General features: G+C 67.2%; 18 protein-coding genes. 8 read left to right on the forward strand and 10 right to left on the reverse strand.

Features of this window, described 5'->3' with window-relative positions:
• Positions 1 to 23 precede the first annotated feature (23 nt).
• Positions 24 to 1,451, forward strand: coding sequence for an aminotransferase-like domain-containing protein (locus tag EV678_RS11160; RefSeq protein WP_130459928.1), 1,428 nt, complete (start codon positions 24 to 26; stop codon positions 1,449 to 1,451).
• A 207-nt stretch (positions 1,452 to 1,658) separates the two neighbouring features.
• On the opposite strand, the gene nosZ is transcribed toward EV678_RS11160, so the two are convergent.
• From nosZ to EV678_RS11185, 5 genes are all read right to left on the reverse strand, one after another.
• A complete protein-coding gene (nosZ, locus tag EV678_RS11165) occupies positions 1,659 to 3,956 on the reverse strand; it encodes a Sec-dependent nitrous-oxide reductase (RefSeq protein WP_130459589.1) in 2,298 nt (765 codons plus the stop codon).
• Positions 3,957 to 4,145: 189 nt separating this feature from the next.
• Positions 4,146 to 4,853 carry a Crp/Fnr family transcriptional regulator gene (locus EV678_RS11170; RefSeq protein WP_130459590.1) on the reverse strand — a complete coding sequence of 236 codons (708 nt, stop codon included), beginning with the start codon at positions 4,851 to 4,853 and terminating at the stop codon, positions 4,146 to 4,148.
• Positions 4,854 to 4,874: 21 nt separating this feature from the next.
• Positions 4,875 to 5,192: a helix-turn-helix domain-containing protein gene (locus EV678_RS16615; protein WP_235832455.1), complete on the reverse strand. Its 318-nt coding sequence runs from the start codon at positions 5,190 to 5,192 to the stop codon at positions 4,875 to 4,877.
• A 157-nt stretch (positions 5,193 to 5,349) separates the two neighbouring features.
• Entirely contained in the window at positions 5,350 to 5,658 is a 309-nt protein-coding gene (locus tag EV678_RS11180; RefSeq protein ID WP_014235986.1) for a hypothetical protein, read from the reverse strand.
• Positions 5,659 to 5,672: 14 nt separating this feature from the next.
• A complete protein-coding gene (locus tag EV678_RS11185; protein WP_014235985.1) occupies positions 5,673 to 6,308 on the reverse strand; it encodes a cytochrome c oxidase subunit 3 family protein in 636 nt (211 codons plus the stop codon).
• A 322-nt stretch (positions 6,309 to 6,630) separates the two neighbouring features.
• On the opposite strand from EV678_RS11185, the gene ccoG reads away from it, so the two are divergent.
• Positions 6,631 to 8,010 (forward strand): cytochrome c oxidase accessory protein CcoG, encoded by a 1,380-nt coding sequence (gene ccoG, locus EV678_RS11190; protein WP_130459592.1) that lies wholly within the window; start codon positions 6,631 to 6,633, stop codon positions 8,008 to 8,010.
• A 4-nt stretch (positions 8,011 to 8,014) separates the two neighbouring features.
• Here the strand turns inward: ccoG and EV678_RS11195 are convergent, their stop codons facing one another.
• Genes EV678_RS11195 through pyrE form a run of 4 tightly spaced genes read right to left on the reverse strand, consistent with a single transcriptional unit; the run spans position 8,015 to position 10,382 of the window.
• Positions 8,015 to 8,317 (reverse strand): AzlD domain-containing protein, encoded by a 303-nt coding sequence (locus EV678_RS11195; protein WP_014235983.1) that lies wholly within the window; start codon positions 8,315 to 8,317, stop codon positions 8,015 to 8,017.
• Positions 8,314 to 9,057 carry an AzlC family ABC transporter permease gene (locus EV678_RS11200; protein WP_130459593.1) on the reverse strand — a complete coding sequence of 248 codons (744 nt, stop codon included), beginning with the start codon at positions 9,055 to 9,057 and terminating at the stop codon, positions 8,314 to 8,316. Before EV678_RS11200 ends, EV678_RS11195 begins: the two co-directional genes overlap by 4 nt.
• The gene (locus EV678_RS11205) at positions 9,041 to 9,757 is read right to left on the reverse strand and encodes a hypothetical protein (RefSeq protein ID WP_014235981.1); all 717 of its coding nucleotides are present in this window, start codon (positions 9,755 to 9,757) and stop codon (positions 9,041 to 9,043) included. Before EV678_RS11205 ends, EV678_RS11200 begins: the two co-directional genes overlap by 17 nt.
• The gene (gene pyrE / locus EV678_RS11210) at positions 9,738 to 10,382 is read right to left on the reverse strand and encodes an orotate phosphoribosyltransferase (RefSeq protein WP_014235980.1); all 645 of its coding nucleotides are present in this window, start codon (positions 10,380 to 10,382) and stop codon (positions 9,738 to 9,740) included. Before pyrE ends, EV678_RS11205 begins: the two co-directional genes overlap by 20 nt.
• Before the next feature lie 55 nt (positions 10,383 to 10,437).
• On the opposite strand from pyrE, the gene EV678_RS11215 reads away from it, so the two are divergent.
• The 5 genes from EV678_RS11215 to EV678_RS11235 all read left to right on the forward strand — a co-directional run bounded on the left by EV678_RS11215 (position 10,438) and on the right by EV678_RS11235 (position 12,850).
• On the forward strand, positions 10,438 to 11,223 hold the full coding sequence (locus EV678_RS11215) for an exodeoxyribonuclease III (RefSeq protein ID WP_130459594.1): 786 nt from the start codon (positions 10,438 to 10,440) through the stop codon (positions 11,221 to 11,223).
• Positions 11,224 to 11,360: 137 nt separating this feature from the next.
• Positions 11,361 to 11,681, forward strand: coding sequence for an ElaB/YgaM/YqjD family protein (locus EV678_RS11220; RefSeq protein WP_014235978.1), 321 nt, complete (start codon positions 11,361 to 11,363; stop codon positions 11,679 to 11,681).
• A 111-nt stretch (positions 11,682 to 11,792) separates the two neighbouring features.
• On the forward strand, positions 11,793 to 12,200 hold the full coding sequence (locus tag EV678_RS11225; RefSeq protein ID WP_014235977.1) for a phage holin family protein: 408 nt from the start codon (positions 11,793 to 11,795) through the stop codon (positions 12,198 to 12,200).
• On the forward strand, positions 12,197 to 12,505 hold the full coding sequence (locus EV678_RS11230) for a YqjK-like family protein (RefSeq protein ID WP_014235976.1): 309 nt from the start codon (positions 12,197 to 12,199) through the stop codon (positions 12,503 to 12,505). The genes EV678_RS11225 and EV678_RS11230 overlap by 4 nt, the downstream gene beginning before the upstream one ends.
• Before the next feature lie 3 nt (positions 12,506 to 12,508).
• Positions 12,509 to 12,850: a hypothetical protein gene (locus EV678_RS11235; protein WP_130459595.1), complete on the forward strand. Its 342-nt coding sequence runs from the start codon at positions 12,509 to 12,511 to the stop codon at positions 12,848 to 12,850.
• Here EV678_RS11235 and EV678_RS11240 read toward each other — a convergent pair.
• A complete protein-coding gene (locus EV678_RS11240) occupies positions 12,843 to 14,219 on the reverse strand; it encodes a deoxyguanosinetriphosphate triphosphohydrolase (protein WP_014235974.1) in 1,377 nt (458 codons plus the stop codon). The genes EV678_RS11235 and EV678_RS11240 overlap by 8 nt on opposite strands.
• 176 nt (positions 14,220 to 14,395) lie before the next feature.
• Between EV678_RS11240 and EV678_RS11245 the strand changes: the two genes are divergently transcribed.
• A complete protein-coding gene (locus tag EV678_RS11245; protein ID WP_014235973.1) occupies positions 14,396 to 15,991 on the forward strand; it encodes a hypothetical protein in 1,596 nt (531 codons plus the stop codon).
• Positions 15,992 to 16,165: the final 174 nt, after the last annotated feature.

The raw sequence follows: 16,165 nt of genomic DNA on the forward strand, positions 1-16,165 counted from the left end.
GGCGCTTCATTACCATGGCCGCCATGAGCCGCTACCAGACCCTCGCCCTGCAAACGGAAAAGCTGATCAGCGACGGCCTGCTGCGGGCCGGCGACCGGCTGCCCTCGGTGCGCCAGGCCTGCCGCATCCACGACGTCAGTCCGGTGACGGTGTTGCAGGCCTACTACCTGCTCGAAGGCCGGGGGCTGATCGAGGCCCGGCCCAAGTCCGGCTACTTCGTCCGGGCCCGCCTGGGCCAGGCCCTGCCCGAACCGGAAATGACCCGGCCCCAGGGCCAATCCACCGCCCTCGACGTCAGCGACTTCATTTTCGAGATTCTGGAAAGCGTCAAGAATCCGGCGGTGGTGCCCTTCGGTTCCAGCTTCGCCAGCCCGGAGCTGTACCCCCTGGACAAGCTGGGCCGCTGCCTCGCCGCCGCCGCCCGCCACCTGGACCCGCGGGCCACAGTCACCGACCTGCCGCCGGGTAACGAGGAACTGCGCCGCCAGATCGCCCTGCGCTACCTTTCCCGGGGCGCCAACGTCTCGCCCCAGGAAATCGTCGTCACCTCCGGCGCCATGGAAGGCCTCAACCTCTGCCTGCAGGCCGTGACCCGGCCCGGGGACCTGGTGGCCATCGAATCCCCCACCTTCTACGCCAATCTCCAGGCCATCGAGCGCCTCGGCCTGAAGGTCATCGAAATCCCCACCCATCCCCGGGAAGGCATCAGCCTGGCAGCCCTGGAGGATGCCCTGCGGCAGCATCCGATCAAGGCCTGCCTGTGCATGCTGAACTTCTCCAACCCCATCACCGGCAGCCTCAGCGACGCCCGCAAGGCCGAGCTGGTGGCCCTGCTGGCCCGCTACCAGGTGCCCCTGATCGAGGACGACGTCTACGCCGAACTGTACTTCGGCGACCAGGCGCCGGCCCACGCCAAGGCCGAGGACCGGCACGGCCTGGTGCTGCACGTCTCCTCCTTCTCCAAGTCCCTGGCGCCGGGTTACCGCATCGGCTGGGTGGCCGGCGGACGCTTCACCCAGAAGATCCAGCGCCTCAAGCTGACCACCAGCCTGGCCACCACGGTGCCGGTGCAGATCGCCCTGGCCGAATACCTCAAGCACGGCGGCTACGACAACCACCTGCGCCGCCTGCGCCGCACCTTCTCCCTGCAGGAGATCGCCATGGTCGGCGCGGTGGAGCGGCACTTTCCCGCCGGCACCCGGCTGGCCCGGCCCAGCGGCGGCTACTTCCTCTGGGTGGAGTTGCCCCCGGGCGTGGACACCCTGGCGCTGCACCGGCTGGCCCTGGATCAGGGCATCAGCATCGCCCCCGGCCCCATCTTCTCCGCCAAGCGGGAATACGGCCACTGCCTGCGCCTCAACTACGGCCACCCGTGGACGCCGGCGACGGAAAAGGCCATCGCCGTCCTCGGCCAGATCATCGGCAGCCTGCTGCCTCACCAAGGGCACTGAAGCGGGGCGCGGCCCCGCCGCACTTTTTCCCCTCCTGAGTTCCCCCTCCCGCCGAATCCTCATGTAGGACGCTTGCCGGGTCCGTGACGGGACGTCCGTCGCGACGGCACGGGCCGCCGCCGCTGCCCTCACCTCAAAAAAATGGGGAACGACCCGAAGGCCGTTCCCCGCAATGCTGCTGCCGTGTAACTCTTTGGCGGGCGCCGCCTACTTGCCTTTGCGGGCGCCGTTCTGTTCCAGATAGGTCTTGGCGCGCAGGCCGAGGTCGGCTGCCTTCACCTGGTACTGCCAGACTTGCTCGGCCCACAGGGTGGCCTGGTTCCAGTCCTTCTTCTTGGCGGCGTCTTCATGCTTGGCCTTGGCGTCCTTGATCTTGTTCAACTGATCGACGGCGTCGTCCATCATGTTCACCACATCCGGGAAGTCCTTGTAATTCACGGAGGTGATGTAGCCGACCACCTGATCGATGACGGCCTGGGTATCGGCCACCTTCTTCAGCTGCTTCTTGTAGTCGTCTTCGCTGTAGATCGCCTTCTCGGCACCGGCGGTCTTGGTCGCCTTCCAGCCCTTCGGCTTGACCAGGAGGTAGCCCTGCATTTCCAGGTGCAGCGCGGAGCAGAACTCGGTGCAGTAGTAGGGATAGACGCCTTCCTTGTCGGCCTTGAACTTGACCGTGACGGTCTTGCCCGGCTCGACGGAAGCATGGACGTTGTAGGTGGAGACGGTGAAGCCGTGGGTCTCGTCCTGGGCACGTTCGAGGTTGGTCAGGTGGATGGTGACTTCGTCGCCCACTTCAGCCTCGATGGTTTCCGGGGTGATGTGGGAACGGATCAGGGTGCCGAAGACCTCGATCTTGTTGCCCTTTCTCACCGTCTTCTCTTCACCGGCCCGCACGGCACCGGCACTGGGCGCATCGGTACGGCTGTTGGTGCCCACCTTGTAGCGCACGCCGGGCTTCAGCTTGGCCGCGTCGATGGCGACGACGTAGTGGGGCTCGCCCAGGGGGATGGGCATGTCGTACAGCAGCTGCATCTTGTCGTTGCTGATGTCGATCAGCTGGTGGTTCTGCGGATGCAGGGGGCCCACCGGAGTGAAGCGGTCGATGGAGAGCTTGTTCATGGCCACCAGGTAGCGGCCCTTGGGGTCCATGGAGTCGCCTTCCATGGTCATCAGGTGACCCACGTTGTAATGCACCGCGATCTTGTCCAGCACCCGGCCCTCGCAGTAGTCCCACTTGGCGATCTGGCTGTCCACATAGAGGGAGGTATAGGCGACGCACGACTTGGAGTCGTACTGGGTATGCAACGGGCCCAGGCCCACCTGCACGGTCTTGTGCAGGGTCTCTTTCATGCCCAGCACCGGGATGCCGTAGGCGTCCTTGGCCTCGAAGTTGCCGGCCTTGATGGCGGCCTGGATCTTCTCCCAGGAATAGACGATGACGTGGGTGTCCAGCTTGCCGGAGACGGTGATGAACTTGCCATCCGGCGAGACCATGACGCCGTGGGGCGACTTGGGCTCGGGAATGAGGAAGAGGATTCCTTCCTTCACCGCCGTCTCGATGGAGAGCACGTTGTGGCCGTTGATCTTCTTGGCCATGCCCTTGGCCACCAGTTCGGCGGCCTTCTTCCAGTTCACCACGTGCATGTAGTCGGTGTCCTTGGCGGAACAGCCGGCTTCATAGGGCGGACGGCCCTTCTCGATGCCGCCCACATAGCGCTCGGAACAGAAGGAGTTGGTGAAGGACCAGCCGTCGGACGGCCCCTTGCCGGCGTCGGAGAGATCCTGGCTGTAGGGCGGCAGTTCGACGGAGAAGGAGTCCTTGGTCTGGATGCGGCCTTCCTTGCGGTCGAACTTCCAGTAGGTGACGCCGCCCCGGTACTTCTCGTTGAACTCTTCCAGGGGCACGAACTTCTTGTTGTCCAGGGGGGCTGCGTACTGGGCCGCCTCGATGATGTACTCGGTATTGGGGGTGACGAAGGCGCCGCCATGCTCGGAGCGGAAAATGGGGTTGGCGACGATCTGCTTGGTCTCGAAGTCACGCAGGTCGATCACCGCCAGGCGCGGATTGGCCTTGTCGTTGATGAAGAGGAACTGGCCGTCGTACTTGCCCTGGGTCTCGGACATGGCCGGGTGGTGGGTGTCGCCCCAGGTGATGTCGCGGCCGTCGATCCTGCCCTGGGCCAGCACCGCCTTGGATTCCTCGTCATAGCCGTAGCCCTGCCAGGGCTCGGGGGTGAACACGCCGATGTACTTGAGGATGCGCATGGAGGGAATGCCATACACGATCACCTGGCCGGACTGGCCGCCGGAGGAGAAGGCGACGAACTCGTCGCGCTTGCCCGTCGGCACATAGGTCTTGGCCGCCGCCAGCAGGTCCTGCTGGGACAGGTTGCGGCGCTTCATCACGTCCTGCAAGGACTCGGCCCCGGCGGCAGAGCCGGCCCACAGGGCGCCGATGCCCAGGGCTGCGGCGAGAAAGGCCGCAATGGGTTTTTGAGGTTTCATTGAACGCTCCCCTTTTGAAATATGGACCCGCCTCCCTGACGGAGGCGGACGCCACGGCAGCAAACGGGCTGCCATGACTGCCGCGTCAGTAAACCACCGGGACTCTCCGGGGAACGGGGGCAGAACACCGGATTTCCGATAGCTACAGATCGGCACCGATATCAAAACCGTAGCCGGCCGCGGGGCACCTCAGGCCAAGCGGCGCAAGGCATGGCGCAGCTCGCCGCCTTCCGGCACGACGCTGCAGGGACAGGGCGAGAAGTTTTCCATACGGTCGATGCGGGGCAGGTGATTGACCCGCTGCACCACGCCCTGCTGAGCCAGCTTGCGCACGGCCCGGGAAAGATAGGCCGGGCTGCAGCCGATGCGTCGCGCCAGGATGGCCATGGGCAGGGGGCCCGCCGGCTCCGGCGGTGCCGGCGACAAATGGGCGCAGGTCTCGCCGCAACGCAGGTAGCAGACCAGCCGCTCGGCCACGGAAAAGGCCACGGTTTTTTCCCGCTCCTGTTCCAGGCGGGCGATGTCGGCGGCGATGCGGGCCGCCAGCCGGTGCCGGAACTCGGGCACGGTGGCCAGCCACAGGTCCAGCAGTTCCACATCCACGTGGACCACGGAGGAATAGGTGATGGCCCGCACCTGGTAGCCCGGCACCGTGGCCCTGGCATGGAGGCATTCCAGGCCGAACAGGTCGGATTCGGCGAGGATGCGCATACAGCGCTCGTTGCCGTCCGCCGTGGTGATCAGCAGCTCCATGCGGCCATGCTGGATGTAGAACAGTCCCGGCCGGTCGTAGCCTTCCAGCACCAGGCGGCCGGGACCGTAGCGCCGCAGGCAGACATGACGGTCGGCCAGTCCCTGCTCCGTGTTGGCAATCAGACCTGGCAGCAGGTTGCGCATCGGCTCGCCTCCAATTCGCGACTAGGAGCCGCGGGCCAGTTTGCGCTGCAGGGTGCGGCGGTGCATTTTCAGGGACTTGGCCGCCGCGCTCTTGTTGCCCTTGTATTCCGCCAGGACCCGCTCCAGGAATTCCCGCTCCAGCTCCCTCAGGCTCTTGCCCGGGGCCCCCGGAGCGGCGGCCGGCAATGGGGCCCAGCTGAGGGACAGGGCATCCGGGACTTGCCCCGGGGCGACGGACTCCAGGGGAATCAGGCCCGGCAGGCGGGCTGTCATTTCCGCCATGTCCGCCATATCCCACTCCACACCGCTGGGCTGAACCAACAGGGCAACGACTTTCATCACCGGCTCCAAGAACTGTATGGGAGCCGAGTAGACCATTCCCCTGCCGGCAATAACAGCGTCAGAACTTCGCTAATTCGCTAGGAACAGTTGCCCCGGACGACAAAAAAGCCCCGGTGCCTGCGACAGGCGGACCGGGGCTGGCGGGAGTACGCGATTACAGGGAGAAGAAGCGGGCCACCGGCCGGCCGAAAAAGGCGGTGAGCAACAGCAGCAGGGGTGTCAGCAGGATGAAGGCCCGCAACAGCCAGGCGATGAAGGGGTGGGCCCGGTGGGATTCGATGAAGTGGCGGGCCACCAGGGTGCCCTTGCCCCACAGGATGGCGGCCACCAGCAGGGGCAGCCAGGCCGCCCCGTGGAACCATTCCCCCAGGAACAGGCTGAGGAAGGTCAGGACCACCAGGGCCAGCCAGGGCAGAACCGGCGCGCCGGGCGGCAGCAGGGAAGACGGGGAGGACGGATGCATGGCGTCGGTCTCCTTCAGGCCAGAACGTAGAACAGGGGATAGAGGATCAGCCAGATGATGTCCGTGGCGTGCCAGTAGCTGGCCAGGGCCTCCAGGCCGCTGTGGTCCTCCCGGGAATAGCCGCCCAGGACCAGCCGCACCAGTACCCAGAGCATGCCCAGGATGCCCCAGGAGGCGTGCACCAGATGGTTGAAGGTCAGGTAGTAATAGACCGTGTAGAAAATGCCGGCGCTGCCGTCGATGCCCTGGGCCAGATTGCCGGTGATCTCGTAGACCTTCACCACCGGGTAGCCGAGGGCCACCACCAGGGCTGCCACCAGCCACAGCACCGCCTGCCGCCGGGGCCGGCCGGCGCGCAGGGCCGCCACAGCGCAGGCGACGAAGAAGCTGCTGGTGACCATGAGCACGGTGATGGTGGTACCCGCCGTCTTGTTGAGCAGCTCCGAACCGTTGGCAAAGGCCTCGGGGTAATGGGCCCGGGCAATGAAATAGACGGCGAACATCAGGGCGAACTCGACGAATTCGCAGGTGATGCCGACCCAGATGCCCTTGTTGCCGGGAATCCAGCCCCTGCCCTGGGCAAGGCTATGCCCCGGCCCGGACTGCCCCAGGCCGCCGATGTCGATTTCCGGCTTGATGACCGCCTCCATCCTGCTTCTCCTCATGACCCCACGGTCCGGACTGTCCGGACATGGGCCCCATTGTTCCCCCTCCCGCCGCCCGGCAGCGGGTACAGCCGGTGAGCTTTTCCATGGGAACAGCCGGGACTCCCAGTCTGGCACTTCGGATCGGGGCAATAATTTGATGGGAATCAAGGCCATGTGCAGGTCTGGAAGTCCCCTGGGTGAAGGTCGGCCGGCAATCTGTTCCTATCGAAAACACGACTTACTGAATCTGTGTCCAAATCCTGGCCGGTGTTCTACTCGCAGCAACGGAAATCCCCCTATTCCCATTGCCAGCGAAAGACCGAGCATGAGCCACAAGACCGTCAACAAGGTACAGAGCGCCCGCATCGCCCTGTACCGCAACAAGCGCCAGATCCATCCCCGGGCCGTCAGCGGCCGCTTCAACAGCCTGCGCTGGCTCATGGTGTGGGCCACCCAGATCGTCTTCTACAGCGCCTGCTGGCTGGAGTGGGATGGCCGCCAGGCCCTGCTGTTCGACATCGTGCACGAGAAGCTGTACCTCTTTGGCCTGGTGCTGTGGCCCCAGGACGCCCTGCTGCTGGCCCTGGTGCTGATTCTCTCGGCCACCGGCCTGTTCCTCGTCACCGCCGTGGCCGGCCGCCTCTTCTGCGGCTTCGCCTGTCCCCAGACGGTGTACACCAGCATCTTCATGTGGGTGGAGGCCAAGGTGGAAGGGGACCACCTGGCCCGCCTGAAGCTGGCCGAGCGGTCCCTGGACGCTGACAAGCTGCTGCGCAAGGGCGCCAAGCACGGCCTGTGGCTGGCCATCGCCCTGTGGACCGGCATCACCTTCGTCGGCTACTTCACCCCCATCCGGCAGCTGCTGCCCCACCTGGCCGCCTTCACCCTGGGCCCCTGGGAAGCCTTCTGGCTGATCTTCTACACCCTGTTCACCTATGTGCAGGCCGGCTTCACCCGGGAGATGGTGTGCCAGCACATGTGCCCCTATTCCCGCTTCCAGGGCGTCATGTTCGATCCGGAAACCCGCAACGTGGCCTATGACGCGGCCCGGGGCGAACCCCGCGGTGCCAAACGGCAGAGCGGCCAGGGCGACTGCATCGACTGCGGCATCTGCGTCCAGGTCTGTCCTACCGGCATCGACATCCGGGACGGTCTGCAATACCAGTGCATCAACTGCGGCCTGTGCGTCGACGCCTGCGACACGGTGATGGACAAGGTGGGCAGCCCCCGGGGCCTGATCCGCTTCGCCTCGGAAACCGAACTGGCCAGCGGCCAGCAGAGTTCCCGCCACTGGAAGCGGCCCCGCCTGGCGGTCTACGCCACGGTGCTGGGCTGCTTCACCCTGCTCGGTGCCTGGACCCTGTCCGAGCGCTCCCTGCTGCTGGTGGACGTGCTGCGGGACCGGGGCTCCCTGGTGCGGGAAACGGCAGAGGGCGACTTCGAGAACGCCTACACCCTGAAGCTGATGAACCTGGCGGAGCAGGACCGGGAATTCGAAGTGCGGGCGGAAGGATTGCCGGGCATCCGGATCCAGGGAGCGCAGCGCTTCGCCGCCCCCGCCGGCGCCACGGCCCCGGTCCATGTCACCGTGGCCGTCCCGGGGCCGGCGGAGCGGCAAGGCATTCAGCCCATCCGCTTCCACATCGTCGCCGTGGACGATCCGCGTACCCGTCGGGAGGAGCGCAGCACCTTCGTCCTGCCCTGAGGGTTCAGGAGAACAGCCACAGGGCCAGGAAGCCGCTGCCGATGGTGAGCAGGGTATTGCGCTGCCAGGCCGCCACCGCGATGGCCACCAGGCCGGCCCAGAAGCGGGGCCCCAGGCGCAATTCCCCGGCCGCCAGGAACAGTTCCGGCGCCACCAGGGCGCTAAGGGCGGCGATGGGCACGAACGGCAGGGCGGCAACGAACCAGGCGGGCGCCCGGTAACGCCCCTCGGCGGCAATGAAGGAGAGGCGGATGAGGAAGGTCAGCAGCCCCGCCGCCCCGAACAACAGCCACAGTTCGCCGTTCATGGCCGCGGCTCCCCTATGCCCCGCCGGGGCAGGAGCAGGACGCCGGCCGCAAGACCGGCCAGGGCGGCGCAGAAAAGGCCCAGCTTGTAGGGCAGCGCCGCGGCAACCACGGCCACGGCCGCCGCCACCAGGGCCGCCGCCAGCCGGCTGCGGCTGTCGATGAGGGGCACCACGATGGCGATGAAGGTCAGGGGCAGGGCGAAGTCCAGGGGCAGGTCCGCCGGCAGCCCCCGCCCCAGCAGCACCCCGGCCAGGGTGGCCAGCTGCCAGCTGCTCCACAGGGCCAGGCCGCTGCCCAGCAGCAGCCAGTGGCGCACCGCCTTGTGGGCCGGGTCGAGCAGGTAGGGAATGGCGGCGGCGTAGGCCTCGTCGGTCAGCAGATAGGCCAGGGCCAGCTTCCAGCGCCAGGGCAGATGCCCCAGCAGGGGCGCCACCGAGGCGCTGTACAGGGTATGGCGCAGGTTGAGCACCGCGGCGGCGCCGACCATGAGCAGAAGGGGAGCGCCCACGCCGATCAGCTGGGCCAGGAGGAACTGGGCCGAACCGGCGAAGACCACGGAAGACATGAGTACCGCCGCCAGGGGCGGGATGCCCGACTGCAGCGCCACCACGCCATAGATGACGCCAAAGGGCGCCACCCCCACCAGCAGGGGCAGCAGGGCCCGTAATCCCAGGAGGAAAGCCCCCTGGGGCGTCAGCCCGGCCCCAGTCGGGCCGGAAGTCTCAGCGGGGGCGTTCAACAGCCGGTGGCGGTGCGGGGTGTACCAGGGCGGGATGCAGGCCGGCAGGATTGGCGGCCCGGGCCCGGGTCAGTTCGATGTAGCGGCGCTTGTCCTGGTCGTACTTGCTGCGGATCTGCTGCAGCTCCTGATTCTTGCGCTCGAGCAGCTCCTTTTGCAGACGCAGGTCGTATTCCGCATCCCGGATGTTCTTGCCCAGTTCGGAGGGCGCCGGGCGGTGTTTGTAGAACTCCATTTCGTCCTGCAGCCGCTTCAGGTGTTTCTGGGCATCGGCCACCTTGTTTTCGGACTGCTTGATCTGGCCCTGCATTTCCTGCTCATTGCGGCTCCGGATCAGGTCGATGTCCTTCTCGCTGCTATAGGTGTTGAGCAGGGCCGTATCCTTGCGCGCCTGTTCCTTCTGGGCGGCCTCTTCCTCCTTGCGCCGCTGCTCGTCCCTGACCTTCTGCGCCTGCTGTTCCGGCGTCAGGGGAGGCCCCACTTCCCGGGCCACGCCCAGGGAATTGAGTTCCTTGTAGGCGCGCTTCTGGCACTGGGGCGGCAGGGTGTCGCCGCAGGTCTTCTGGCCGTCCACCTCGCAGCAATAAAGCTTGACCAGGCGATTCGGGTCTTCGCCGGACCTGGGGGGGGCCGCCCAAGCCGGCAGCGCCACGCCCCCGGCCAGGACCAGGGAAAGCAGCTTAGACGCGGGATACCCCATATTGGCTCCTGTAGGCGGCAACCGCCGCCTGATGCGCGGCCAGCTCACCATGGCTGGCCAGGAAGGTCATCAGATCTTCCAGCGTGGCCACGGCCACCACCGGAATGCCGTAGTCCCGCTCCACTTCCTGCACCGCGGAAAGTTCGCCGGTGCCCCGCTCCATGCGGTCCAGGGCGATGACGACGCCCGCCGGGGTGGCCCCGGCGGCACGGATCAGTTCCACCGATTCGCGCACGGAAGTGCCGGCGGAAATCACGTCGTCCACGATCAGCACCCGACCCTGCAGGGGGGCGCCGACGATGGTGCCGCCTTCGCCGTGGTCCTTGGCTTCCTTGCGGTTGAAGGAATAGGGCAGATTGCGGCCCTGGCCGGCGAGGGCCACGGCCACCGCGGCCACCAGGGGAATGCCCTTGTAGGCCGGGCCGAAGAGCAGGTCGAACTCAAGGCCGGAGGCGGCGATGGCTTTCGCGTAGAATTGGGACAGCCGCAGGAGAGAGTCCCCGTCGTTGAACAGGCCGGAGTTGAAGAAATAGGGCGAAAGCCGCCCGGCCTTGGTCTTGAACTCGCCGAAACGCAGCACCTGGCGGGCCACGGCGAACTCGATGAACTCCTGACGAAAATCCATAACGATCCTGTTTCCTAATTATTCCGATCGCCGCCTGGCGCGGCGCAACAAGGCAATGTTACGCATCATCTCCCTCAATCTCAACGGCATCCGCTCCGCCTTCAACAAGGGCCTGGCCGAATGGCTGGCCGCCCAGGACGCCGACATCGTCTGTCTGCAGGAACTGAAGGCCCAGGCCCCGGACCTGACCCCGGAAATGTCCAATCCGCCCGGCTTCAGCGGCTATTTCCACTATGCCGAGAAGAAGGGTTATAGCGGCGTCGGCCTGTGGTGCCGGCAGCAGCCGGACCGGGTCAGCGAAGGCATCGGCCATGCCGGCTTCGACGCCGAAGGCCGCTACATCCGGGCCGATTTCGGCAATCTCTCGGTCATTTCCGTGTATGTGCCCTCCGGCTCCAGCTCGCCGGAGCGGCAGGAAGCGAAGTTCCAGTTCATGGACGAATTCGCGCCCGTGCTCGCCGCGCTCCAGGCCGAAGGCCGGGAAGTGGTGCTGTGCGGCGACTGGAACATCGCCCATCAGGAAATCGACCTGAAGAACTGGAAGGGCAACCTGAAGAATTCCGGCTTCCTGCCCGAAGAGCGGGCCTGGATCGGCGACCTGTTCGAGCACAAGGGCTGGGTCGACGTGTACCGCCGCCTGCATCCGGAAGCCACCGGCGAGGCCTACACCTGGTGGTCCAACCGGGGCCAGGCCCGGGCCAAGAACGTGGGCTGGCGCATCGATTACCACATCGCCACCCCCGGCATCGCCGCCACCGCCCGGGAGGCCTTTGTCTACAAGGAGCAGCGCTTCTCCGACCACGCTCCCCTGATCGTGGACTACGACTTCGCCCCCGCCTAGGCCCCTGTCATTTGCCGCCTGCATGGGCGCGTTGATTTTGGGGCGGACTCCCGTTACTCTGGTCAACTCGCACTGACGGCCCTGCTGTGAGCCCCGCTGCAAGATTTCCGCAACATACTCCGAGAAGAGGAATCGCCATGAATGCCAATACCGATCTGTCCGCCGTCTCCAAGGAAAAGCTGGTCACCGACCTGAAGGTGGTGGTTGCCGACGCCGAAGAACTGCTGCGCGCCACCGCCAGCTCCGCCGGCGAAAAGGTTTCCGAACTGCGCGAGAAAATCCAGGACCGCCTGCGGGACGCCAAGATCCGCCTGGCCGACGCCGAAGCCGCCCTGGTGGACAAGACCAAGGCCGCCGCCCGCGCCACCGACGACTTCGTCCATGAAAACCCCTGGAAGGCCGTCGGCATCGCCGCCGGCGTGGGCCTGCTGCTCGGCGTCATCATCGGCCGCCGCTAAGCCGCCGCCGTAACGCCTCCCGGAAGGACGGCGCGTGCTCCGGCTCGCGTGGCGCGCCTTCCGGGTTTGTTTTTCCGTTCCATCCCGTTCCACTTCCACTCCGGTAAACCCATGGCCGATCAAAGCGCGGGCTTCTTTGCTTCCCTGAAACGTCTGCTCGCCACCCTGGTGGCGACGGGCAAGACGCGCCTGGAACTGCTCGGTGCCGAACTGGAAGAGGAAAAGATCCGTCTCACCCAGCTGCTGGTGTTCAGCGTCGCCGCCCTGGTCTTCCTGTGCATCGGCATGGTGCTGCTGGTGGCCCTGGTGGCTGCCGCCTTCTGGGAAAGCCGCATCGTCATCTTTGCCGTTTTCTCCCTGATTTTCATCGGTGGCGGCCTGGCCCTCACCGCCACGGCCCTGCGCCTCTCCCGCCGCCGCTCCGGCCTCTTCGCCAGCAGCATCAGCGAGCTGCAGGCCGATCTGGAAGCCCTGCGCGCCGCCCAGGCCGAGGCCGACGGGGAACAGCCCCGGCCATGAACGAGCGCCTGCTCGAGCTGGCCCACAAACGGGGCCGCCTCTCCGCCAAGATCCAGGCCCAGCGCGAAGCCCTGGCCCGGGACAGCTGGCCCCTGGCCACCACCCTGGGAGCCGCCGACACGGGGGCCCAGGGACTGCGCTGGCTCAGGGAACATCCGGGAACCGTGGGCGCCGGCCTGGCCTTCAGCTTCATCCTGCGGCCGAAGCGGGTCTTCCGCTGGCTGCGGCGCGGCTATTTCGGCTGGAAGACCTACGTTGCCCTGCGGCAGCGCCTGAACGACCTCAGCCAACGCAGCCGGGGCTGAGCCATGGCCCCGCCCGAGAACACGGCGGCCACCGCCGCCGCCGACCCTGCCCCTGTCCCTGAAGAAACGCTGCTGCGGCAGATTCTCGCCGCCCAGAAGCGGCAGTCGCGCCAGGTCATCACGGAAGTGCTGCAGATGCGGGGACTGATGCCCCTGCTGATGAAGACCCGCAATGGCGGCCAGTGGAGTGCCGAGGAAAAGGCCGAACTGCTGCGCCACCTGCGGCGCCTCTCCCGCCTCTCGCCCTACCTGCTGTTCCTGCTGCTGCCGGGCTCGGCCCTGATCCTGCCCTTCTACGCCTGGTGGCTGGACCGCCGCCGGCTGCGCCGCAACGCCCTCAGATAATCCCCACGCCGGAAATTTCCCGGGCCAGGGTCGCCGCCGCGTTGTCGGTCATGGCGCCGACGTAATCCAGCACTTCCATGTAGGCGGCGTAAAGCCCGGCCTCGCGCCGCACCGGCACCTCCAGCAGGGAGAGGGCCGTCTTCTGCCGGTTGTCCACCTCGCCGCTGCCCGTCACCTGGGCATGCACCGCCGGCACCAGCACATCCAGGATGGAAGCCAGGCAGGGATAGGCCGCCAGTTCGGTCATGACCTTGCTCTTGTGGCGGTAGACCCGGCGCCGGGCCAGGTCCTTGGCCTCGGAGAGGACCCGGTCCACATCCTCCGGACAGGCCGCCAGCAGGTCCTTGGCGCCGGTGCTTTCGCTGAAGGTGCCGTCGGTGAGGGAGCGCAGGTTCTTGATGAAGGCTTCGCTGATGGCATTGACGCAACGCCCCACGGCGACGCCGCGCAGCATGGCGCAGCGCTGGCGGGCGCCGGGGCTCTCCCAAACCCGGCCGCTCTCGGCGGCGGCCAGGGGATTGATCAGGCGCTCGAACTCCTCCACCTCCAGGATGCCCATTTCCACCGCATCCTCCAGGTCCAGGATGGCGTAGCAGACGTCGTCCGCCGCCTCCATCAGGTAGGACAGGGGATGGCGCCCCCAGCGGTCGCCGCTCCGGGGCAGTCCCAGGGCCTCGGCCACGGCCTCGAAATAGGCCAGTTCGGACTGGTAGAAATTGAACTTGCCCGGCTTGGGGCTGGCGGCCACGGTCCACGGATACTTGATCATGGCCCCCAGGGCGGCGGCGGTGAGGCGCATGCCGCCTTCGTTGGCGTACATCTCCAGGCGGGAGACCATGCGAAAGCCGTGGGCGTTGCCCTCGAAGGTCTGCACATCGAGGCGCTCGGCCTCGGACAGGCCGGTCAGGAAGGAAGCGTTGCGGGCATCGCGGAACCAGGCCCGCAGGGCATCCTCGCCGGTGTGGCCGAAGGGGGGATTGCCGATGTCGTGGGCCAGGCAGGCCACCTGCACCACCATGCCCAGATCGAAGGGGGTGATGCCCTCCGGCAGATAGCCCTGCTCGGCCATCATGGCCCCCACCCGGTTGCCCAGGCTGCGGCCGACGCAGGCCACTTCGACGCTGTGGGTGAGGCGGTTGTGGGTGTGGTCGTGGGTGGCCAGGGGATGGACCTGGGTCTTGCGCCCCAGGCGCCGGAAGGCGGTGGAGAAGACCACCCGGTCGTGGTCGATGTGATATTCGGTGCGCAGCCCCGCCGCCCCTTCCGCCGCCGTGGATGCCCGGGCCTCGATGATCTCGCCGGCCTTGACCTTGAAGCGGCGGGTGGAAAGACGTTGCTGCCAGAGGCTGGCCAGTTGACGGTCATTCATGGAATGGGTGAGCCGGGGATGGGGAGCAGGGATTCCGATTATACGGTGGCGCCTTGGCGTTTCGGGGCCCGGCAGGCACAATGGCTGCCCATAAGACCGGCCTCGCCCCCGTTTCCGGCTGAATTCTCATCTAAGCTTAAAGAACAAAAAAGCTACGTCACCTCCGGAGGTGCGTCATGATGAAACCCGCTACCCTCACCGCCGCCCAGCCCCTGGAATTGCGCAGCGGTGCCGATGCTGCCGCCTTCCTCGGCCGCCTGCCCATGGCCGATCCGGTGCGCACCCATGAAGCCCTGACCCGCTTCTTCACCACCCTGGCCCGGCATCCCCTGCCGCCTCTGGAGCAGGCTCCCGTCCTGGCCCAGGCGGAAAAGGCCCTGGCCTTCGTCCAGGACGAAGCCACCCGCCGCTACCTGTCCCGCCCCCTGCCCTACGCGGGCCAGGAACTGGCCCTGTTCCAGCGCACCGTGCAGCTGTGGCAGGACGCCGCCGACGCCTGGCTGGCCGCCGAGCCCCCGGCCGGCAGCGACGCCGACACGGCGGCGGTCCTGGAACGGGCCCTGTTCTGCCGCGGCATGGCCCTGGCCGAACACCTGGAGGCCCGCTTCCAGATTCCCGACGGCCTCTGGCAGTCCTTCCACGCCATCTACGCCGAGAGCGAACGGCGCCAGGTGGCCGACCTGGTGTTCCAGGACCCCAAGGGGCGCAGCCTCAGTTGCGCCCGCAGCTATGCGGCGGTGCTGCTGTTCGACCTCTCCAAGCCCTATTCCCTGCGTTCCCGCGACATTCCGGTGGTGTGGCGCTGGTCCCGGGCCCTGGCCCAGCTGGTGCAGATCGCCAGCATCGACGCCGGCGAGCCGGCCCCCTTCGTCATCGACCTGGAAAGCGACCGGCCGGTGGCCAAGCCCCTGCCCTCCGCCATCCTCGGCCCCCAGGTGCGCCGACTCGTCACCGCCGACCTGGCCAGCCACATGCGCAAGCTGCGGCGGCGCCTGGCCGAGGCGGTGTCGCCGGCGGACCTGCAGCTGGGCGACGAGGTAAGCCCCGGCGACGCCCAGCGCCTGCTGGCCCACCTCAAGTACCCCTGGTCCCAGGAAGCCATCGCCCGGGCCTTCGACCTGCGCCAGCCCATCGGCACGGCGGAGGTGGTGCTCGGCTACGAGGCCATCCACTACCGCCTCACCGGCCGCGAGATGCACCGACCCAAGGCGGCGGCCGCCGCCTACCAGTATTCCCGCCAGGATGCGGAGCGGCTGGCCGTGTTCGGCACCGCCCGGGACGACGCCAGCAGCGTCAGGGAAGAAGCCAGCCAGCGCTACAGCGGCGAAACCTGGACCCTGCTGGAGCAAAGCGCCCACGCCTTCCGCCTGTACCGCCCCGAAGGCGGCGCCCGGGTCGCAGTGGGCCAGCTGGCGGCCATTGCCGGGGAAGACGGGCAGCTGGTGCTGACCCGCCTCAGCAGCCTGATGCAGACCGGCAGCGGCGGCGTCGTGGCCAAGGCCAAGCGCCTGCCGGGCCTGGCCCTGGGGGTGGCGGTGACGGCCCTGGGGGCCAACCTGCCGCTCCAGGCCAGCGTCGGCGGCTTCATCATCCAGCCCGTCGGTGCCGATCCGGGCGCCCTGCCCGACCTGGTGCTGCCCCGGGGCTGGTACCTGAAGAACCGCCCGGTGGAGCTGGAGCAGGGCCAGTCCCGCCGCTACCGTCTGGACAAGGTGGTCTTCAGCGGCCACGACTTCGACCTGGTGAGCTGCGGCAGCAACGAGGCGGCGTGACTTAGTTCCTTGGGCGGCGCCCCGCCGGGGCCCAAGAATCAAGCCATTCCCGGGCCGTTGCCGGACCCGGGACCATCGCCAGGAAGAGCGCCGCCATGCCAGCCCCCACCAGTGCACCACGCACCGCCCCCGCATATCCCCGCCGGTCCACGCTGCGACCTCCGGGTCCCGTCC

It is taken from the genome of Azospira oryzae, assembly GCF_004217225.1.
GTDB classification, from domain to species: domain Bacteria; phylum Pseudomonadota; class Gammaproteobacteria; order Burkholderiales; family Rhodocyclaceae; genus Azospira; species Azospira oryzae.